This window comes from Streptomyces sp. DS1-CR2, from assembly GCF_055760475.1.
The window spans coordinates 6,223,922-6,244,002 of record NZ_CM147085.1 but is presented as its reverse complement, the minus strand read 5'-3'; the positions used below and the strand labels follow the sequence as shown (position 1 = coordinate 6,244,002).

Genomic DNA, 20,081 nt, shown 5'->3' with positions numbered 1-20,081 from the left:
ACGCTTTCAACACCCCCCAGCACGCCAGATCTGCGAAATCCGTGAACTTCGAGCTCTCAAACAACGAATTTCATCGATCCAGGCTTGCGGAACTGTCGACTCCTCGTGCATGGTGGGGGACGTGGCCAGTCGCAGCGCAGACCCAAAAGGATCGAGGAACGGCACCGGCACCCCGCCGCTCGACGCCGTTTCCCTCGCCATCATCGAACAGCTCCAGGAAGACGGCCGTAGGCCGTACGCAGCTATCGGCAAGGCCGTCGGCCTCTCCGAAGCGGCCGTGCGACAGCGCGTCCAGAAGCTGCTCGACCAGGGCGTGATGCAGATCGTCGCCGTCACGGACCCGCTCACCGTGGGCTTCCGACGCCAGGCGATGGTCGGCATCAACGCGGAGGGTGACCTCGATCCCGTCGCCGAGGCGCTGACGGCCATGCCGGAAGTCGAGTACGTGGTCATGACCGCGGGCTCGTTCGACCTCCTCGCGGAGGTCGTGTGTGAGGACGACGACCAGCTCCTGGACGTCATCAACAAACGCATCCGGACCCTTCCCGGCGTGCGCTCCACCGAGAGCTTCGTCTACCTCAAGCTCAAGAAGCAGACCTATATGTGGGGAACCCGATAGCCGTGAGCAAGGACCTCAGCCGAACCGCGTACGACCACCTGTGGATGCACTTCACCCGCATGTCGTCGTACGAGAACGCGCCCGTTCCCACCATCGTGCGTGGCGAGGGCACCTACATCTACGACGACCAGGGCAAGAAGTACCTCGACGGGCTCTCCGGCCTGTTCGTGGTGCAGGCCGGCCACGGACGCAGGGAGCTTGCCGAGGTCGCCGCCAAGCAGGCGACCGAGCTGGCCTTCTTCCCCGTGTGGTCGTACGCCCACCCGAAGGCTGTGGAGCTGGCCGAGCGCCTCGCCCACTACGCCCCGGGTGACCTCAACAAGGTCTTCTTCTCCACCGGTGGTGGCGAGGCCGTCGAGACCGCCTGGAAGCTTGCGAAGCAGTACCACAAGCTCAACGGCAACCACACCAAGTACAAGGTCATCTCCCGCGCGGTCGCCTACCACGGCACCCCGCAGGGCGCCCTGTCGATCACCGGCCTGCCGGCTCTGAAGGCCCCCTTCGAGCCGCTGGTCCCCGGCGCGCACAAGGTGCCGAACACCAACATCTACCGCGCCCCGATCCACGGCGACGACCCCGAGGCCTTCGGCCGCTGGGCCGCCGACCAGATCGAGCAGGAGATCCTCTTCGAGGGCCCCGAGACCGTCGCCGCGGTCTTCCTCGAGCCCGTGCAGAACGCCGGTGGCTGCTTCCCGCCGCCGCCCGGCTACTTCCAGCGCGTGCGCGAGATCTGCGACCAGTACGACGTGCTGCTCGTGTCGGACGAGGTCATCTGCGCCTTCGGCCGCCTCGGCACGATGTTCGCCTGTGACAAGTTCGGCTACATCCCGGACATCATCACCTGCGCCAAGGGCATGACCTCGGGCTACTCCCCGATCGGCGCGACCATCGTCTCCGACCGGATCGCCGCGCCGTTCTACAAGGGTGACAACACCTTCCTGCACGGCTACACCTTCGGTGGCCACCCGGTCTCGTCGGCCGTGGCGCTCGCCAACCTCGACCTGTTCGAGCGCGAGGGCCTCAACCAGCACGTGCTCGACAACGAGGCCAGCTTCCTCAAGACGCTGCAGAAGCTGCACGACCTGCCGATCGTCGGCGACGTCCGCGGCAACGGCTTCTTCTACGGCATCGAGCTCGTCAAGGACAAGGACACCAAGGAGTCCTTCACGGACGAGGAGTCGGAGCGCGTGCTCTACGGCTTCGTGTCCAAGAAGCTCTACGAGTACGGCCTGTACTGCCGCGCCGACGACCGTGGTGACCCGGTCATCCAGCTGTCGCCGCCGCTGATCTCGGACCAGTCCACGTTCGACGAGATCGAGGGCATCATCCGCCAGGTCCTCACGGAGGCCTGGAGCAAGATCTGAGCCTGACGGCTCCCGCGGCCCGGCTGCCCCCATCCGAGTGAGATGGGTGCGGCCGGGCCGCGTCATTTCCCGACCCGCGCCGGCGAATACCTAGCGTGCCCAGTGACCGATCGGCCCTGCCTTCGTTCCCCCGTAAGGGGGACGGCTCGTCTTACGGCATTTCTGATCTGCAGTCTCTGAACGAGGTGTTCGCCATGGTGGCCCCGCCGGACAACGACGTGCTCTGGGCACGCGCCCTGCACTTCTCCCACAACGGCTCGCCCGCGCTGACCGGCGTTTCGCTCGGTGTCCGCGAGAGCGAGATCCTCGCCGTCACAGGACCGCGCGGCAGCGGCAAGACAACGCTCCTGCAGTGCCTCTCCGGCCAGCTCCTGCCGCAGCAGGGCGAGGTCTGGTTCAACAGCACCCCCGTGCACACCATGGGCTCGCTCGTCCGGGAACGGCTGCGCCGCGACCGCTTCGCCTGGATCGACCCCGAGCCGCACCTCGTGCCCGAGCTGAACGCCTGGGAGAACACGGCGCTCGCCCTGATGATGCGCGGCGGCAGCCGCCGCGCCGCCAAGGCCTCCGCCCTGGAGTGGCTGGAGCGGCTCGACATCGGGATGTGCGCCCGCAAGCGCCCGCACGCCCTGATCCAGTCGGAGCGCCAGCGCGTAGCCATCGCCCGCGCCCTGGTCACCGCGCCCTCCGTGCTCTTCGCCGACGAGCCCACGGCGCCCCTGCACCGCGCCGACCGCGCCCACGTCCTGCGCACCCTGATGGCCGCGGCCCGCTCGCACGGCATCACCGTCGTCCTCGCCACGCACGACACCGAGGTGGCCGCCCTGGCCGACCGCTCGATGTCGCTCCTCGACGGGCGCCGCGTGAACACGGTCCATCTGCCCGGGGTACCCGGCAGCACCGACGCGGAAGGCCGGGCCGCGTGCTCGCTCTCCGTCTAGCCCGTGGGGGCCGGCCCGTCGTCCAGCTCCGCAGGCTCCTGGTCGCGGCCGCCTCCGCCGGCACCGGTTTCCTCCTGCTGTGCACGCTCGGCTACGCGCTGGGCCACCCCGACGCCTCCACCGGATCCGTACTGCGCCTCGCCTGGTGCCTGGTGCCGATCGCCGCGACCGTCCACCTCGCGGTCGCCGTCGCCCGCACCGACCCGGGCACCCGGCCGCGTCCCGGCCTGTCCGCGGTCGGCCTGGGGCCTGCGCGCCTCACCCTCATCTCGGCGATCTCCACCGCGGTCTCCTGCACGCTCGGCTCGATGCTGGCGCTGCTGTTCTTCCTGCACCTGCGCGGCGACCTCTCCGGACTGCCCTTCGACGGCGCCGCCCGCGGCCTCCTCGCCGCCGACCGCTCCCTGCCCCTGGGCGCCACCCTGACCCTGCTCGCCCTGGTCCCGCTCGCCGCGTCCGCCGCCTCCGCCGTCGTGCTGCGCCCGCGCGCCGCCAAGGCCGGCGAGCCGCAGCCGGATCCGCGCGATCCCGCCGCCCCGGTGCCCGCGCCGACCGGTCTGCCCTGGGGCGTGGCCCTGCTGGCTACGGGCCTCGCCGTGGAGACGTACGCCTCCCGCGCGCAGGCCACCGCGGGGTTCCCCATGCCGGGCGGCCTGGGCGGCAGCCCGGCAGGCGTGCTGGCCGGCTGGACGCTGACGGCCCTCGGCCTCGCTCTCGCGGGTCCCGGGCTCACGTACCAGTGCGGCCGGGCCCTTCAGGCGGTGCGGCCCGGAGCGGCGCGGCTCCTGGCGGGCCGGGTGCTCCAGGAGGAGGCCCGACGCATCGGCCGCCCCCTGGGCGTGGTCTGCGCCGTGGCCTCCGGTGCGTACGCGGGGCTCACCCTCTGGTCGGGACGTCAGCCCGACCTCGGTCCGCTGTCCGCGCTCGGCGCCGTCCTCGTCATGGGCTGTACGGTCGCCACGCTCCTGACGGCCGCGATCGAGGCCAAGCACGCCCGCTCCGACACCATGGCCGCCCTGCTCCGGCTCGGCGCCCCCGTGAGTCTCCTGCGGGGTGCGGCCGGGCTGCGCGCGGCGGCACTGCTCGCCGTGTTCGGCCCGCTGACGTGGATGGTCGCGGAACTGGCGGCGCTCCCGCTCGCCGCCTGAGCGCGGCCCGCACCACCTCCAGCGGGCCCCCGAAGGAGATCGAAGGAAAGTGCGCGGCGGGCGATGAGTTACGGGCGGGCCGCCCGTCTAACACTGCGTACGGCACAGCGGACGCCGCACCGACACCAGCGAACGAAAGAGACGGACCCGCCATGTACCAGCAGATGATCTTCCCGAACCTCGCCGTGAACGACCTCGACGCGTCGAAGAAGTTCTTCACCGAGCTCGGGTACTCGATCAACCCGCAGTTCTCCGACGAGACCGGCGCCGCCGTGGTGGTCAGCGAGCACATCGTGGTGATGCTCCTCACCAAGGAGAAGTACGCCGGCTTCACCAAGAAGACGATCGTCGACCCGACCAAGAACACCGAGGTGCTGCTGTGTCTGAGCGCCGAGAGCCGCGAGAAGGTCGACGAGCTCGTCGACAAGGCGATCGCCGCGGGCGGCACCGAGACCGGCGAGAAGCAGGACCACGGCTTCATGTACGGCCGCGCCTTCGACGACCCGGACGGCCACACCTGGGAGATCATGTGGATGGACCCGGCGGCCGTCCAGGGCTGATGCCCGGAAGTACCGCCGCCTAGCATGGGCGGGTGCAGACCCCTGAACCCGCCCCGCGCAGGCCCGCGATCCCGCACACGGACGCCGGCCGTGAGATCGAGACGCTCGACGAGTTCGACGAGGTCGTGGCCGCGCACGGCTCGCTCGCCGGGCGCCGCGTGCAGGCCGTCGACCTGACGGAGCGTACGGACGAGCTGCTCACCCTGGACGCCGAGGGCGCCGTCTTCCTCGGCTGTCCGATGGGGCCCGACGCCGCGGCCCGGGTCCGCGCCACCGGCGCACTCGTCTTCCCGCCGGTCCCCGGCCTCCCCTTCGACCCGTACCGGGGCCGTCTCTACTCCCCCGACGAGCTGTTCGCGGGTCTCGCGGAGGGCGGCTACGAGTCGACGCCGGACGCCCGCGCGTACGACTGGTTCCAGCAGACCAAGGCCGACCGCGATGTCTTCGCGTCGATGCTGCGGGCCGTGCACGACGACTCCGTCTCCGACGCCCTCGACGAATTCCTCGCCGGCGCAAGGGTGGTGGGGGTCATGGGCGGTCACGCGATGGCGCGCGGCACGGACGGGTACGCGGGCGCGGCGCGGCTCGGCAGGACGCTCGCGCGGTCCGGGGTCACCGTTGCCACGGGCGGCGGTCCGGGCGCGATGGAGGCGGCGAACCTGGGCGCGTACGCGGCACGGTTCGACGACGGAATGCTGACCGAGGCGCTCCAGCTCCTGTCCGCCGCACCCTCGTTCACCCCGTCGGTCACGGCGTGGGCGTCGGCCGCCTTCGCGGTGCGCTCGCGCTGGCCCGGCGGCGGCGACTCGGTCGGCATCCCGACCTGGTTCTACGGCCACGAGCCGCCGAACGCCTTCGCCGGGCACATCGCGAAGTACTTCGCGAACGCCACCCGCGAGGACGGTCTCCTGGCCCGCTCGAACGCGGGCGTGGTCTTCCTGCCGGGCGCGGCCGGCACCGTCCAGGAGATATTCGACAACGCGACGCCGAACTACTACGAGTCCCGGGGCGAGCCCACCCCGATGATCCTCGTCGGCCGCGCCCACTGGACGGAGCACCTGCCGGCCTGGCCGCTGCTCACGGCCCTGGCCCGGGAACGCTCGATGGACGCGCGGATCGCGCTGGTGGACACGGTGGAGGAAGCGGCGGACGCGCTCGCGAAGCTGGGCTGAGCCGGACTCAGCTGGGCGGCCCTATCCGAAGGTCGCCCGCTCCAGCCAGAACTCCAGCAGCTCCCGCTCCCCCAGGACCTCCACGCGTCCGCCGTCGAGGGGCGCGCGCCGGTAGAAGGCGAGCAGCACGTCGGTCAGCGGCCCCCGCAGCGCGACGGTCGCCTTCTCGTGGCCGCGGCGCCATGTGAAGCCGCCCTCGCCAAGGTCGATCAGCCACTCGGCGTCGAGGCCCGCCGGAGTGTCGGTGGCGTGGAGGTGCAGGCTGCGGCCGGCGCCGCGCAGCTCCGCCGCGTTGTCCGACGGGTCGGCCCGCTGGAAGTACTGGACGATCTGCAGCCATTCGTCGACCGCGTCGGCCGCGATCTCGGGCACCACGTCGTAGTCGGTCTTCGCCGCGAGCGCCGCGTCCGCGCGGTGGATGACGGTCTCATGGGTCATGCGGCGGGCCCAGAATCCGGTGGAATGCTCCCAGGCCCAGGTCCATACGGCTGTGTCCGCACCCGCGGCGCGCAGCGCGCCGGCGGTCAGCGCGGCTCCCTCCGTGAGCCAGTCGGCGAGGGCGGCCGGGTCGTCGCCGCCGGTGAAGTGCGGCACCTGCTCCTCCGAGACCGGACCGGCGGACCTGGTCCGTACGATCGTCTCGACCCAGCGGTGGGCGCGGCCCACATGGAGGGCGAGGTCGCGCAGGGTCCAGTCAGGACACGTCGGCACCGTCACCGAGAGGTCGGCGCCCGCCAGGTGGTCCGTCAACAGGGCGGTCTGGGCGATGATTTCGTCGCAGTAGCGGTCATGCGTCAGGAGTCCTGGGGCGGGTGAGGGCGCGAGTGCAGGGGTGTCGGTCATGTGCCGGACCCTATGCGGGAGCGGCACCGTCCAGCACCACGATTTCGCCCGCGTCGAACGCCACCCCGACCTCGCCCCCCGGCTCCGGCGCGTCCCGCAGCGCGCAGGCCGCTTCGAGGCGGGGCGCTTCCCTGGCCTGGAGGTGTACGGCGACATGCGTGCCGCGGAAGGTGCGCGCGGTGACCGTGCACGTCAACTGGGCCTCGGCGGCGGGCACAAGGCGTACGCCCGCGGGCCTGACCAGAATCCGGCCCCGGCCCTGCGGGGAGCCCGCGGGGACGGGGACCTTGCCCCACGGCGTGTCCGCGGCCTCACCGGCGACCGTGGCCTCGACCACGTTGTCGAAGCCGAGGAAGCGCGCCACGAACTCGTCGGCAGGGTGGCGCCACACCTCAAGTGGCGTACCGGACTGGGCGATCCGTCCGTCGCGCATCACCACGACGCGGTCGGCGAGCGCGAAGGCCTCGCCCTGGTCGTGCGTCACGGCGAGCACGGTCGTGCCCAACTCGCCGAAGAGTTCCCTGAGTTCGACGACCAGGCGCTCCCGCAGCGAGCGGTCGAGCTGACCGAGCGGCTCGTCGAGCATGAGCAGACGAGGGCGGGGAGCGAGCGCTCTGGCGAGAGCGACGCGCTGCTGCTCGCCACCGGACAGCGAGGCGACGGCGCGCCGCCCGGCTCCGGGCAGCCCGACAAGCTCCAGCAACTCCCGCACACGGTCCTGCTGTCCGGAGCGGGAGGCGCCGTGCATCCGCAGCCCGAAGGCGACGTTGCCGCCCACGTCGCGCTGCGGGAACAGCTGGTGGTCCTGGAACATGAGGCCGACGCCCCGCCGGTGCGCGGGCACACCCGCCTGGTCGCGGCCGTCGAGGAACACGCGGCCCCCGTCGAGCCCCTGGAGCCCGGCCACGACCCGCAGCAGCGTCGACTTGCCGCTGCCGCTGGGGCCGAGCACGCAGACGATCTCGTGCTCGGCGACCTCCAGACCGACCCGGTCGAGCGCCGCATGCGCCGTTTTGGACGGGCCACCGAACCGCACGGTCGCGTCGTCCAGAGTCAGCAGGGCCATCAGAACTCCCCCGTCGTACGGTCCGTGCGGATGCGTTCGAGCAGCAGCAGCGACACCGCGCACACCACCATGAGAATCGTCGAAAGGGCCATCGCCTGGCCGTAGTTGAGGTCACCGGCGCGCCCGAGGAGCCGCGCCACGGCGACGGGCAGGGTCGGGTTGTCCGGGCGGGCGATGAACACGGTCGCCCCGAACTCGCCGAGCGACACGGCGAACGCGAACCCGGCGGCGATCAGCAGCGCCCTGCGTACCATCGGCAGATCGACCTCGCGCCAGGCCCGCAGCGGCGAGGCGCCGAGGACGGCGGCGGCCTCGCGCAGCCGCCCGTCGACCGCGCGCAGGACCGGCAGCATGGTGCGGACGACGAAGGGCACCCCGACCAGGGCCTGGGCCAGCGGCACCAGGATCCACGCGCCGCGCAGGTCGAGGGGCGGCTTGTCCAGGGTGATCAGGAATCCGAAGCCGACGGTGACGGCGGAGACGCCGAGCGGCAGCATGAGGAGCGCGTCGAAGCCCCGTACGAGACGGCCGGCCATGGGGGTCCCCCCGCTCGAGCGGAGCCGAGAGCGGGGGAGCGTCAGGGCCGCGGCGGCGAGTCCGCCGATCACGACGGCGATGGCGGTCGCGGCGAGCGCGTATGTGAGGGAGTTGCCGATCGCCTCGATCGGCGGCACCAGGAACACGCCGCTGTCGGACGAGGTCAGTGCCTTGTAGTAGGCGAACCCGAAGCCGTCGGGACCGTCGAACGAGCGCTGGATGAGCACGCCGAGCGGCAGCAGGATCAGCACCGCGACCGTGGCGACCACCCCGGCGAGCAGCGCCCACTGGCTCGCGCCGCGCGGGCGCCGGGCGGTGTGCGCCGCGTCGACGAGGCGCAGCGCGCTCTCCTGGCGGCGCACGCTCCAGGCGTGCACGGCGAGGATGATCCCGACGGCGGCGAACTGCACGATCGTGAGGACGGCCGCCGAGGAGAGGTCGAAGATCTGCGCGGTCTGCCGGTAGATCTCCACTTCGAGGGTGGAGAAGGTCGGCCCGCCGAGGATCTGGACCACGCCGAACGACGTGAACGTGAAGAGGAAGACCATCAGTGCGGCGGCCGCGACGGCGGGTCCGAGCGCGGGCAGCGTCACCTTCCGCCAGGCCGTCCAGCGGGAGGCGCCCAGCATCCGGGCGGCCTCCTCCTGCCGCGGGTCGAGCTGTGACCACAGTCCGCCGACGGTGCGGACGACCACGGCGTAGTTGAAGAAGACATGGGCGAGCAGGATGGCCCACACGGTGGTGTCGAGGCGTACGCCCCACAGGCTGTCGAGCAGCCCGCCGCGGCCGACCAGCGCCAGGAACGCCGTGCCGACGACGACGGTCGGCAGCACGAACGGCACGGTGACGGCGGCCCTCAGGACCTGCTTGCCCCTGAACTCGAAGCGCGCGAAGACGTACGCGCCGGGGAGCGCGATCAGCAGCGTGAGCACCGTCGACGCGAGCGCCTGCCAGGTCGTGAACCACAGGACGTGCCGGATGTCGGGCTGCCCCAGCACATCGGCGATCCGCCCCAACTGCCAGTGGCCGCCTGCCTTCAGGCCGCGGGAGACGATCGCCGCGACCGGATAGGCGAAGAACAGCGCGAAGAACGCGACGGGCACGGCCATCAGGCCGAGCCGCGCCGCGCTCCCGCGCCCCTTAAGGGACTTCGCCGAGCGCTCCACCGGGGGCTTTACCGGTTGCTTTATCGGAGGCCGTGCGGGCGGCGTCACTTGAGTACGAGTGAGGTCCACGACTTGACCCAGGCGTCACGGTTGTCGGCGATCTTCTTCGGCGCCATGGTCTTCGGGGCGTCGACCTTGACGTCGTACTTCGCGTAGTCGGCGGGCAGGGCCGCGTCCTTCGTCACCGGGTCCACGAACATGTTCAGCGGCATGTCCTGCTGGAACTCCTTCGCTATCAGGAAGTCGAGGAGCGCCTTGCCGCCCTTCTCGTTCCTCGCGTTGCTCAGCAGGCCGGCGAACTCGGTCTGGCGGAAGCAGGTGCCGGCCGCGACCCCGGTCGGGGCGGTCTTCGGCTGCGGGTCCGAGTAGATCGCCTCGGCCGGCGGCGACGACGCGTACGACACGACGAGTGGCCGGTCACCGCCCGCCTTCCTGCCACCGGCGGAGCCCGAGAACTCCTCGTTGTACGCCTGCTCCCAGCCGTCGACGACCTTCACGCCGTTGGCCTTGAGCTTCTTCCAGTAGCCCTGCCAGCCCTCGTCGCCGTACTGCGCGGCGCTGCCGAGCAGGAAGCCGAGACCGGGCGACGACGTCGACACGTTCTCCGTGACGAGCAGGTTCTTGTACGCCGGCTTGGCGAGGTCGTCGAACGAGGCGGGCGGCGTCAGCTTGTGATCGGCGAAGTACTTCTTGTCGTAGTTGACGCAGATGTCGCCGGTGTCGATCGGGGTGACGCGGTGCTTGTCCTTGTCGAGCTGGTACTCGGTCCCCACCTGGTCCAGGCCCGTGGCCTCGTACGGCTGGAAGAGGCCGTTGTCGAGGGCGCGCGACAGGAGCGTGTTGTCGACGCCGAAGAGGACGTCGCCCTGCGGATTGTCCTTGGACAGGATGGCCTTGTTGACGGCCTCGCCCGCGTCACCGTCCTTCAGGACCGTGACCTTGTAGCCGGAGTGCTTCTCGAAGTCCTTGAGCACGCTCTTGGAGACGGCCCACGAGTCATGGCTGACGAGGGTGACGGTCTTGGAGTCCGCAGAGTCCTTGCCGGACCCGGATCCCCCGCACGCGGAGAGCGTGACGAGTCCGAGACCGGCCGCCACGGCGACGGCCGTGGCCTTGATGGTGGTGCTCACTTAAGTTCCCTCCTGGGTGACCAGGAAGAGACGCGGCCCTGCCCAGGATCGCGGACGATTCCCGGGCAGGGCACAACAGCTTGAGTGGCGACCGAACTTCCTACCCAGAATGACCTGGGCAAGGTTCAGAGGGTCTGCGGCCGATGCCGCACTCTCAGCGCTGTGGCGCTCCCCTGTCGGAATATGAAGATGTACGTACGCCAGTCAGGTTACCGCTCGGTGGCGGCGAGCTGGCCGCACGCCCCGTCGATCTCCTGGCCACGGGTGTCGCGGACGGTGACCGGGACGCCGTGGGCCGCGATGGCCTCGACGAAGGCCTTCTCGTCCTCGGGGCGCGAGGCCGTCCACTTCGAGCCCGGCGTCGGGTTCAGCGGGATCAGGTTGACGTGGACCCGCTTGCCCTTGAGCAGGCGGCCGAGCCTGTCACCACGCCAGGCCTGGTCGTTGATGTCGCGGATGAGCGCGTACTCGATGGAGATGCGACGGCCCGACTTCTCGGAGTACTCCCACGCCGCGTCGAGGACCTCGCGGACCTTCCAGCGCGTGTTGACCGGGACGAGGGTGTCGCGCAGCTCGTCGTCGGGGGCGTGCAGCGAGACGGCGAGACGGCACTTGAGGCCCTCGTCGGCGAGCCGGTGCATGGCGGGGACCAGACCGACGGTCGAGACGGTGATCCCGCGCTGCGAGAGGCCGACGCCGTCGGGCTCGGGGTCGGTGAGCGCGCGGATGGCGCCGACGACCCGCTTGTAGTTGGCGAGGGGCTCGCCCATGCCCATGAAGACGATGTTGCTCAGGCGGGCCGGGCCGCCCGGGATCTCGCCGTCGCGCAGCGCGCGCATGCCGTCGACGATCTGGTGCACGATCTCACCCGTCGACAGGTTCCGGTCGAGGCCGGCCTGTCCCGTGGCGCAGAACGGGCAGTTCATTCCGCAGCCCGCCTGCGAGCTGATGCACATGGTGACCCGGTCCGGGTAGCGCATCAGGACGGACTCGACGAGCGTGCCGTCGAAGAGCCGCCACAGGGTCTTGCGGGTGGTGTCCTGGTCCGTCGACAGATGCCGGACGACCGTCATCAGCTCCGGAAGCAGCGCCTCCTGCAGTTTGCCGCGCGAACCGGCGGGGATGTCGGTCCACTCCGCGGGGTCGTGCGCGAACCGCGAGAAGTAGTGCTGCGACAGCTGCTTGGCGCGGAACGGCTTCTCACCGATCGCGGCAACGGCCTCCTTCCGCTCGGCGGGCGAGAGGTCGGCGAGGTGCCGCGGCGGCTTCTTGGCTCCGCGCGGGGCAACGAAAGTGAGTTCTCCGGGTGCAGGCATAACGCTTCCAGTGTCGCAGATCCATTTGCGTGACCTGGGGCACAGGAAGTGCGGGGCGGTCGTCGCCGGGCGTCATCGGCCACCCTCGGACGACACACGGCCCGGCCTCTCGGCTCCCGGTCCCGGCCTCCCGGCTTCTCGGCTCCCGACTCCTGGCTCCCGGCTCTCGCGCAGCATCCATGCAGGTTGGCGCTCTACTGGCCACCCGACTCAGTGGACGGTGCCGGCCGTCCCGCCGCCGGTGGCGCCGCCGTCGCCGGCCGGCTTGGGCGCGGGGAAGGGGGCTCGTCCTGCCGGCAGGTCGTCCCGGCCGGCGGGAGCGTGCCTTCGACGATGCACCGGCTCTCGTACGTCTTCACGCAGCTGCTGGAGTTAGGTCGGGGGCCAAATCCCGCCGCATCGCTGCCAGTTCTCCGGCCTCAGGCATAGCCCTTCCAGTGCCACAGACGTACGACAACGGGCCCGCCGCCCTGTGGACAACGAGCCCGTCACCTGAATCCGCGCAGGTCAGCCTGGATGATCGGGCCGGTCAGCCGGCACCGACGAAGATCACCAGGAGCAGCCAGACCACCGGCGCCGTCGGGAGCAGGGAGTCGAGGCGGTCCATGATCCCGCCGTGCCCGGGGAGGAGCGTGCCCATGTCCTTGATCCCCAGGTCGCGCTTGATCATCGACTCGCCGAGGTCGCCGAGCGTGGCGCTGGCCGCAACCGCGAGCCCGAGTAGCAGGCCCTGCCACCAGACCCCGTCGTCGATCAGGAACTGCATGCACAGCGCGCCGGCGGCCATCGCGAACGTCACCGCGCCGACCAGGCCCTCGCGGGTCTTGCCGGGGCTGATGCGCGGGGCGAGCTTGTGCTTGCCGAAGCGCCAGCCGATCGCGTACGCGCCGGTGTCACTGACGACCGTCAGCAGCAGGAACGTCAGGACGCGCCGCGGCCCGTCGTCCGCGGTGAGCATGAGTGCCACGAACGTTGCCAGGAACGGGACGTAGAACGCGGCGAAGACACCCGCCGTGACGTCCCTGAGGTAACCCTCGGGGGGCTCCGTCATGCGCCAGACCAGGACCGCGAGCGCGGTGAGCGCCATCGCCACCCAGGCGCCCTCGGTGCCGCGGACGTATCCGGCGACGACCATCGCCGCGCCGCCGACCGCGAGCGGGACGAGCGGCGCCTTGATGCCCTTGCGCTCCTCGAGCCGCGAGGTGAGCTCCCAGAGGCCGACGACGACGGCCACCGCTATCACGCCGATGAACACGGCCTTGACGATGAAGAGTGAGGCGACGATCACCGCGCCGAGCCCCACCCCGACTCCTATGGCGGCCCCGAGGTCACGGCCCGCGCTCTTCTTCGGTGCGGGGGCGGGCTGTGCGGCGCTTGGCATGGGCTCCTGCCGGCTCTCGTGCTGCGCCTCGTGCGGCGTCACATACGGCGTCTGGTGCTGCGTCGGGCGGTGCGTCTGATGCTGCGGTTCGTGCTGTGTCTGATGCTGCGGTTCGTGCTGGCCCCCGCGAGGGTCCTCGTGCCGGCTCCCGCCCTGCGACTCGTCGCGGAACAGGGGACCGCTCGGCCGAGCAGCCCCCCGATCGTCGTCCTGGTCACGACCACCGGTGGGCACCTCGGGCATTTCGGGCACGATGGGCATCGGCCGAGTCTCCTCAACCGCATGCTGTTCGTACGCGGGACCCGCCGGGGAAGCCCCCTGGGAGGGCCCCTGGTCGGGCAGCCCCCAGTACCCGGCTCCGGTCGGCGCTCCCCAGGAAGAGTCGTTCACGGAATTCCTCAGACCTCGAGCAGCTCGGCTTCCTTGTGCTTGAGCAGCTCGTCCACCTGTGCGACGTACTTCGCGGTGGTGTCGTCGAGCTCCTTCTCGGCGCGGCGGCCCTCGTCCTCGCCGACCTCGCCGTCCTTGACGAACTTGTCGATCGTCTCCTTGGCCTTGCGGCGGACGGAGCGGATCGAGATCTTGGAATCCTCGGCCTTGGTCTTGGCGACCTTGATGTACTCCTTGCGGCGGTCCTGGGTCAGCTCCGGGAACGTCACACGAATGATGTTGCCGTCGTTGCTCGGGTTGACGCCGAGGTCCGAGTCGCGGATCGCCTGCTCGATGTTGCGCAGCGCGCTCTTGTCGAACGGGGTCACCACGGCCATCCGCGGCTCGGGCACGGAGAACGAGGCCAGCTGGTTGATCGGGGTCAGCGCGCCGTAGTAATCCGCCACGATCTTGTTGAACATCGCCGGGTGCGCACGGCCGGTGCGGATCGCGGCGAAGTCCTCCTTGGCGACCACGACGGCCTTCTCCATCTTCTCCTCGGCCTCGAGGAGGGTCTCTTCGATCACCACTTGCTCCTGCGTGTCTTGAGTGAGGCCCGGCATGCCCCAGGGCGGCCGGCTGCGTCGTGTGTCTTTCCTGCACGGTGTCCGACCGGCAGGACATTGTCCATCCCCTGGCAGGGGGTCGTGTCAGGCCCGCGTTCCGTGGTCGCCCACGAGCGTGCCGATCTTCTCACCCTTGACCGCTCGCGCGATATTGCCCTCGGCGAGCAGTTCGAAGACGAGGATGGGCAGCTTGTTGTCGCGGCACAGGGTGATCGCGGTCATGTCGGCGACCTTGAGGTCACGGGTGATGACCTCGCCATAGCTGAGCGCGTCGAACTTCACGGCCTCGGGGTTGGTCTTCGGGTCGGAGTCGTAGACCCCGTCCACCCCGTTCTTGCCCATGAGCAGCGCCTCGGCGTCGATCTCCAGGGCGCGCTGGGCGGCGGTCGTGTCGGTGGAGAAGTACGGCATGCCCATACCGGCGCCGAAGATGACGACGCGGCCCTTCTCCAGGTGGCGCACGGCGCGCAGCGGGATGTACGGCTCGGCGACCTGCCCCATGGTGATGGCGGTCTGCACGCGGCTGTCGATGCCCTCCTTCTCCAGGAAGTCCTGGAGCGCGAGGCAGTTCATGACGGTGCCGAGCATGCCCATGTAGTCGGAGCGGGCCCGGTCCATGCCGCGCTGCTGGAGCTCGGCGCCGCGGAAGAAGTTGCCGCCGCCGATGACGACGGCGACCTGCGCGCCGTCGCGCACGACGGCCGCGATCTCACGGGCGATCTTGTGCACCACGTCGGGGTCGACGCCCAGACCCCCGCCACCGGCGAACGCCTCGCCGGACAGCTTCAGCAAAAAGCGCCCCGCGCCTTTGCCGTCGTCGCTCTTGTCGCCCTTGTCGGCCTTGGTGGTGGTGGTCATGGTGATCTCGCCTCTTTACTTGGCACACATACAAAGAAGGCCATTGCCGGTGGGGTGTTGTTCGCATCCCATGCTCGGCAATGGCCTCCTCGTCACATCTGCGGTCGCCCGGCGCGGACGCGCGCGTGGCGGCGTACGCGGGAGACTGCTGTCGACCCTACTGGGATCTCGTCGACCCTAGCGGTGTCTTCCGGCTGTCGCGGTACGGACTCAGATGCCGACCTTGATGCGCGAGAAGCGCTTCAGGGTGACACCGGCCTCGTCCAGGACCTTCTGCACGGACTTCTTGTTGTCCAGCGCGTACGGCTGGCCGAGGAGGGTGGCCTCCTTGAAGAAGCCGTTGACGCGACCCTCGACGATCTTCGGGAGAGCGGCCTCGGGCTTGCCCTCGGCGCGCGTGGTCTCCTCGGCGACACGGCGCTCGGACTCGACGACCTCGGCCGGGACGTCCTCACGGGAGAGGTACTTCGGCGCGAAGGCGGCGATGTGCTGCGCGATGCCCTTGGCGAGGTCGGCGTCGGCCTTGTCCAGCTCGACCAGAACACCGATCTGCGGGGGCAGGTCGGGCATGGTGCGGTGCATGTACGCGGTGACGTAGGCGCCGGAGAACTGCGCGAAGCGGTCGAGGACGATCTTCTCGCCGAGGTTGGCGTTGGCCTCGTCGACGTACGCCTGGACGGTCTTGCCGGGCTCGATCTCGGACGCGAGGAGCGCCGCGATGTCGGCCGGGTTCGTCTTGGCGGCGTGGGCGGCCAGGGAGTTCGCGACGGCCTGGAACTTCTCACCCTTGGCGACGAAGTCCGTCTCGCACTTCAGCTCGAGGATGACACCGGAGGTGTTGTCGTCGGCGATGAGGGAGACGACAGCGCCGTTCTCGGCGGAGCGGCCCTCGCGCTTGGCGACGCCCTTCTGGCCCTTGATGCGCAGGGCCTCGACAGCCTTGTCGACGCTGCCGTCGGCCTCGTCGAGCGCCTTCTTGCAGTCCATCATGCCGGCGCCCGTGAGCTCGCGGAGCTTCTTGACGTCAGCGGCGGTGTAGTTCGCCATGATCTGAAATTCTCTCTCGAAGTCTGAAAGATCTACGGGTGAACGGCGGGGGCCGACTCGGCCCCCGCCGTCAACTACCGAACCGGTGAGGTTCAGGCCTGCTCGGCGTCCGCGGCCGGAGCCTCGGCGACAGCCTCGGTGGCAACCTCGGTGACGACCTCGGCCTCGGCGTCGGCGACCTTCTCCGTCTCGGCGGAGGTCTGGACCTCAGCCTCGGCGGCCGGCTGCTCGTCGGCCTTCTTGTCACCCTCGAGCAGGTCGCGCTCCCACTCGGCGAGCGGCTCGCCCGCGGCCTTCTCGCCCGGCTTCTTGTCGCCAGTGGCGGCACCGGAGCGGGCGATGAGGCCCTCGGCGACGGCGTCGGCGATCACGCGGGTGAGCAGGGTGACGGAGCGGATCGCGTCGTCGTTGCCCGGAATCTTGTAGTCGACCTCGTCGGGGTCGCAGTTGGTGTCGAGGATGGCGACGACCGGGATGTTGAGCTTCCGGGCCTCACCGACCGCGATGTGCTCCTTCTTGGTGTCCACGATCCAGACGGCGCTGGGCACCTTGGACATCTCGCGGATACCGCCGAGGGTCTTCTCCAGCTTGGCCTTCTCGCGGGAGAGGACGAGCAGCTCCTTCTTGGTGAGGCCGGACGCGGCCACATCCTCGAAGTCGATCTGCTCAAGCTCCTTGAGGCGCTGCAGACGCTTGTAGACGGTCGAGAAGTTGGTGAGCATGCCGCCCAGCCAGCGCTGGTTGACGTAGGGCATGCCGACGCGGGTCGCCTGCTCGGCGATCGCCTCCTGCGCCTGCTTCTTCGTACCGACGAACATGACCGTGCCGCCGTGGGCGACGGTCTCCTTGACGAACTCGTAGGCGCGGTCGATGTACGACAGCGACTGGAGCAGGTCGATGATGTAGATGCCGTTGCGCTCGGTGAAGATGAAGCGCTTCATCTTCGGGTTCCAGCGACGGGTCTGGTGACCGAAGTGGACGCCGCTTTCCAGCAGCTCCCGCATCGTGACGACGGCCATGGCCGTACTCCTTGGGTTCTCGGTTGCCGCGACCGCAGGATTGCTGTCGCGCCTGACGCCCCGCGCGCTGTGCCACGAGGGACCGAGGAGCGCGGACACCGTCACGAATGACCTGGTGTTGGGGCGTGCGAAGTCGATCGGGTGACCCCGATCGCCATCAGAAGTGTACGGGACCCGCGAGGTGCCGGGTGACGCCGCTGTCCACAACCGGTCGGTAGTCCACAGTTCCGGTCCATGATCCCCGCGGATCGCGTCGGGACGGGACCGTTCAGTGCATGCGACTGATGCTGATGCTGACGATGACCGCGGCGCTGGCGGGCCTCGTGCCGCCCCCGCCGGTACCGGCCGTGGGCGCCACCTGGCCGGTGGGGACGCGGCCCCCGATCGTACGGGGCTGGGCCCCGCCGGCGACGGAGTACGGGGCGGGCCACCGCGGCGTGGACCTGGCCGCGCCGGTCGGCGCCCCGGTCAGAGCGGTGGCGCGGGGCCGGGTGTCGTTCGCGGGCCGCGTGGCGGGCAGAGGGGTGGTGGCGGTGGAACTGTCAGGAACGGGCGATCCACCGCTACGGACTACGTATGAACCGGTGACGCCATCGGTGAAGAAGGGCGCCCGGGTAGCGCCGGGCGAGGTACTGGGCGCGCTGGAGCCCGCGACAGACCATTGCGGCCCGACGTCCTGCCTGCACTGGGGCTTGCTACGGGGTGACACCTACCTCGACCCACTGTCCCTACTGCCACCCCGGCTGTTGCGCCAGGGTCCGTCGCGACTGCTGCCGGTGCCGGGGGCGGGTGCCCCGGGGACGGGGACGGGCGGCGCGCCCTGGGCCGACCCGCCGTCGCTGGTCCCGCTGCTGCCGGTCCGGTCGGCCGTTCGCGCAGGTGCCGTGATGGCTGGCGCACCGGGGACGTTCTCACCGCTGCTGCCGGCCGGGGCGACGGCCGGCGCCGGTACGGCGATGGGTACCGCGCCGGGGCCGATCCCGCTTGCGCTGGTCCCGCCGGCCCCTGGGGCCTTTCTTCAAGTTCCCTTCGTCCCGCCCGAAGGCAGGCCCCGCGGCGTCTGGTGCATGCAGCTGCAAGGCGGAGGAGGGCGTCGACGCGATGGGGGTACCCCCTGCTCGAGCGAAGCCGAGAGCTTGGGGGAGTCGGCAACCGACGACAACGCCGACGCGGGTCCGCCCTGCTCGAGCGAAGCCGAGAGCTTGGGGGAGTGCGTGCCAGACGCCGCGGGGCAGGCGGGAAGTAAAGACAGGCCCTAAGGGCTCGCGCCCTGGATCAGCCGCTGACGCCCCGGAGGGCCATGCTCACGGCCGCTTCGGTGATGGCTGAGGGGTCTTCTGCCGCGCCCAGTTCGATGCGCCGGACCGCGGCGTCCACTACCCCCTGAAGGAGCATCGCCGCGAGGCGCGGTTCCGTGTGGCCCATGTCGGCGAGCGCCTCGACGATCATCGCGACCAGCCCGCCGTGGGCGGCGCGGATCTTCTCGCGCGCCCCTGAGTCGAGTTCGCTCGCCGAGATGGCCACGACGGCGCGGTGCCGGCGGTCGCCCACCAGCGAGAGCTGCTCCCGCACATACGCCTCGACCTTGCCCTCGGGGGTCCCGGCGCGCTCCATCGCCGTGGAGACCTCCGCCGCCCAGACGGGGAAGTCGACCTCGCAGAGCTCTTCGACGACCGCGGCCCGCGACCGGAAGTACTCGTACACGGAGGACCGGGCGAGCCCGGTGCGCTCGGCGAGCGCGGGGAAGGTCAGCGCCTCCGTCCCGCCCTCGGACAGCAGGGAGCGCGCCGCGTCCAGAAGGGCGCCGCGCTGCATCGACCGGTGCTCGGCCACTGAGGCCGCTCGAATCCTTGGCACGTCACCACTTTACGGACGGGAGGCGCGCCGCGGGAGTCGTCCTGCCCATCCTGCCCCACGCACGGCCCGGCAGGGACGATTACGCATCGTCAGCGCCGGAAGCCGGCCAGCTTCCCGCGGAGCTGGAGGACGGACTTGGTGTGGATCTGACTGACGCGGCTCTCGGTCACGCCGAGCACATTGCCGATCTCCGCGAGGGTGAGGCCCTCGTAGTAGTAGAGCGTCACGACGGTCTTCTCGCGCTCCGGCAGCGTGTTGATCGCTCGGGCCAGATACCGCCGCAGCTCCCGGTCCTCGGCGACTTCGACCGGGTTGTCGGCGGTGTGGTCCTCGAGCGTGTCCATCAGGCTGAGCCGGTCGCCGCTCTCGCCACCGGCGTGCAGCAGCTCTTCCAGGGCCACCACGTTCGCGAGGGACAACTGGCTGAAGACCGCGTGCAGTTCCTCGACCCTGATGCCGAGCTCTGCGGCCACCTCGCTCTCCGACGGAGTCCGCCGCAGCTGCGCCTCGAGCGTGGCGTAGGCCCGCTCGACGTTGCGCGCCTTCTGCCGCACGGAGCGAGGAATCCAGTCGAGCGCCCGGAGTTCGTCGATCATGGCGCCGCGGATCCGTGTGATCGCGTACGTCTCGAACTTGATCTCGCGCTCAATGTCGAATTTCTCGATCGCGTCGATCAGTCCGAAGACCCCCGAGGACACGAAGTCGGCCTGTTCGACATTGGGCGGCAGCCCGACGCTGACACGGCCCGCGACGTACTTGACCAGCGGCGAGTAGTGCAGGATGAGCTGCTCTCGCAGTCGCCCGTCGCCCGTCGTCTTGTACGACCTCCACAGCTCCTCGAGCGACGAGGGAGCAGGAGACCGCACGCTGCCACGGGCAGCGGGGGGAACCGCAGCCCGGTCAGACCCGGAGGTGTGCTGGGGCATTCGTCGCCTTGTGCCGTTCTGCCATGAACTGGGGATTTGTGCGCCTGGCGCCGGACTAATGGTAAAGATCCCAAGTTATCTGTCTGATGCTCGGTTGCCCATCTGATCGTGGTTGCTCTTCGTTGCCGGGCCGAGT

Annotated in this window: 18 protein-coding genes and 1 pseudogene; 7 read left to right on the top strand and 12 right to left on the bottom strand. The window is 70.2% G+C overall.

Features of this window, described 5'->3' with window-relative positions; all coding sequences use genetic code 11:
• The first annotated feature begins 121 nt into the window (after positions 1-121).
• The 6 genes from ACY0PA_RS29780 (at position 122) to ACY0PA_RS29755 (ending at position 5,804) form a co-directional block, all read left to right on the top strand.
• A complete protein-coding gene (locus ACY0PA_RS29780) occupies positions 122-619 on the top strand; it encodes an Lrp/AsnC family transcriptional regulator (RefSeq protein ID WP_100595184.1) in 498 nt (165 codons plus the stop codon).
• Positions 604-1,983 (top strand): aspartate aminotransferase family protein, encoded by a 1,380-nt coding sequence (locus ACY0PA_RS29775; protein WP_329569844.1) that lies wholly within the window; start codon positions 604-606, stop codon positions 1,981-1,983. Before ACY0PA_RS29780 ends, ACY0PA_RS29775 begins: the two co-directional genes overlap by 16 nt.
• Before the next feature lie 194 nt (positions 1,984-2,177).
• Positions 2,178-2,924, top strand: a complete 747-nt coding sequence (locus tag ACY0PA_RS29770; protein ID WP_473080602.1) for an ABC transporter ATP-binding protein — start codon at positions 2,178-2,180, stop codon at positions 2,922-2,924.
• Positions 2,906-4,072: a hypothetical protein gene (locus ACY0PA_RS29765; RefSeq protein WP_473080601.1), complete on the top strand. Its 1,167-nt coding sequence runs from the start codon at positions 2,906-2,908 to the stop codon at positions 4,070-4,072. The genes ACY0PA_RS29770 and ACY0PA_RS29765 overlap by 19 nt, the downstream gene beginning before the upstream one ends.
• Positions 4,073-4,224: 152 nt before the next feature.
• Positions 4,225-4,632 carry a VOC family protein gene (locus ACY0PA_RS29760; protein WP_405478225.1) on the top strand — a complete coding sequence of 136 codons (408 nt, stop codon included), beginning with the start codon at positions 4,225-4,227 and terminating at the stop codon, positions 4,630-4,632.
• A gap of 32 nt (positions 4,633-4,664) precedes the next feature.
• Positions 4,665-5,804, top strand: coding sequence for an LOG family protein (locus ACY0PA_RS29755; RefSeq protein WP_473080600.1), 1,140 nt, complete (start codon positions 4,665-4,667; stop codon positions 5,802-5,804).
• Positions 5,805-5,825: 21 nt separating this feature from the next.
• Here ACY0PA_RS29755 and ACY0PA_RS29750 read toward each other — a convergent pair whose 3' ends face one another.
• The 10 genes from ACY0PA_RS29750 to rpsB all read right to left on the bottom strand — a co-directional run bounded on the left by ACY0PA_RS29750 (position 5,826) and on the right by rpsB (position 17,162).
• A complete protein-coding gene (locus ACY0PA_RS29750; RefSeq protein WP_473080599.1) occupies positions 5,826-6,647 on the bottom strand; it encodes a maleylpyruvate isomerase family mycothiol-dependent enzyme in 822 nt (273 codons plus the stop codon).
• Positions 6,648-6,657: 10 nt separating this feature from the next.
• Complete coding sequence (locus tag ACY0PA_RS29745; protein WP_473080598.1) at positions 6,658-7,713, bottom strand: ABC transporter ATP-binding protein; 1,056 nt, start codon at positions 7,711-7,713, stop codon at positions 6,658-6,660.
• Positions 7,713-9,359, bottom strand: a complete 1,647-nt coding sequence (locus tag ACY0PA_RS29740) for an ABC transporter permease (RefSeq protein ID WP_473086473.1) — start codon at positions 9,357-9,359, stop codon at positions 7,713-7,715. Before ACY0PA_RS29740 ends, ACY0PA_RS29745 begins: the two co-directional genes overlap by 1 nt.
• 101 nt (positions 9,360-9,460) lie before the next feature.
• The gene (locus ACY0PA_RS29735) at positions 9,461-10,546 is read right to left on the bottom strand and encodes a thiamine ABC transporter substrate-binding protein (RefSeq protein ID WP_473080597.1); all 1,086 of its coding nucleotides are present in this window, start codon (positions 10,544-10,546) and stop codon (positions 9,461-9,463) included.
• Positions 10,547-10,755: 209 nt separating this feature from the next.
• Positions 10,756-11,862: a dual-specificity RNA methyltransferase RlmN gene (rlmN, locus tag ACY0PA_RS29730; RefSeq protein WP_473080596.1), complete on the bottom strand. Its 1,107-nt coding sequence runs from the start codon at positions 11,860-11,862 to the stop codon at positions 10,756-10,758.
• A 529-nt stretch (positions 11,863-12,391) separates the two neighbouring features.
• Positions 12,392-13,633 (bottom strand): phosphatidate cytidylyltransferase, encoded by a 1,242-nt coding sequence (locus ACY0PA_RS29725; protein WP_473080595.1) that lies wholly within the window; start codon positions 13,631-13,633, stop codon positions 12,392-12,394.
• Positions 13,634-13,641: 8 nt separating this feature from the next.
• On the bottom strand, positions 13,642-14,199 hold the full coding sequence (frr, locus tag ACY0PA_RS29720; RefSeq protein WP_473080594.1) for a ribosome recycling factor: 558 nt from the start codon (positions 14,197-14,199) through the stop codon (positions 13,642-13,644).
• A gap of 123 nt (positions 14,200-14,322) precedes the next feature.
• Positions 14,323-15,096, bottom strand: coding sequence for a UMP kinase (gene pyrH / locus ACY0PA_RS29715; RefSeq protein ID WP_473080593.1), 774 nt, complete (start codon positions 15,094-15,096; stop codon positions 14,323-14,325).
• 210 nt (positions 15,097-15,306) lie between these two features.
• A complete protein-coding gene (gene tsf / locus ACY0PA_RS29710) occupies positions 15,307-16,143 on the bottom strand; it encodes a translation elongation factor Ts (RefSeq protein WP_100595085.1) in 837 nt (278 codons plus the stop codon).
• A gap of 92 nt (positions 16,144-16,235) precedes the next feature.
• Positions 16,236-17,162 (bottom strand): 30S ribosomal protein S2, encoded by a 927-nt coding sequence (rpsB, locus tag ACY0PA_RS29705; RefSeq protein ID WP_473080592.1) that lies wholly within the window; start codon positions 17,160-17,162, stop codon positions 16,236-16,238.
• Positions 17,163-17,446: 284 nt separating this feature from the next.
• On the opposite strand from rpsB, the pseudogene ACY0PA_RS29700 reads away from it, so the two are divergent.
• Positions 17,447-17,959, top strand: a pseudogene (locus tag ACY0PA_RS29700) (peptidoglycan DD-metalloendopeptidase family protein); the annotation flags it as partial.
• A gap of 478 nt (positions 17,960-18,437) precedes the next feature.
• Here the strand turns inward: ACY0PA_RS29700 and ACY0PA_RS29695 are convergent.
• Both ACY0PA_RS29695 and whiG read right to left on the bottom strand, forming a co-directional pair.
• Positions 18,438-18,995 carry a TetR/AcrR family transcriptional regulator gene (locus ACY0PA_RS29695; protein WP_366119838.1) on the bottom strand — a complete coding sequence of 186 codons (558 nt, stop codon included), beginning with the start codon at positions 18,993-18,995 and terminating at the stop codon, positions 18,438-18,440.
• A gap of 113 nt (positions 18,996-19,108) precedes the next feature.
• Complete coding sequence (whiG, locus tag ACY0PA_RS29690) at positions 19,109-19,945, bottom strand: RNA polymerase sigma factor WhiG (RefSeq protein ID WP_473080591.1); 837 nt, start codon at positions 19,943-19,945, stop codon at positions 19,109-19,111.
• Between the last annotated feature and the right edge of the window lie 136 nt (positions 19,946-20,081).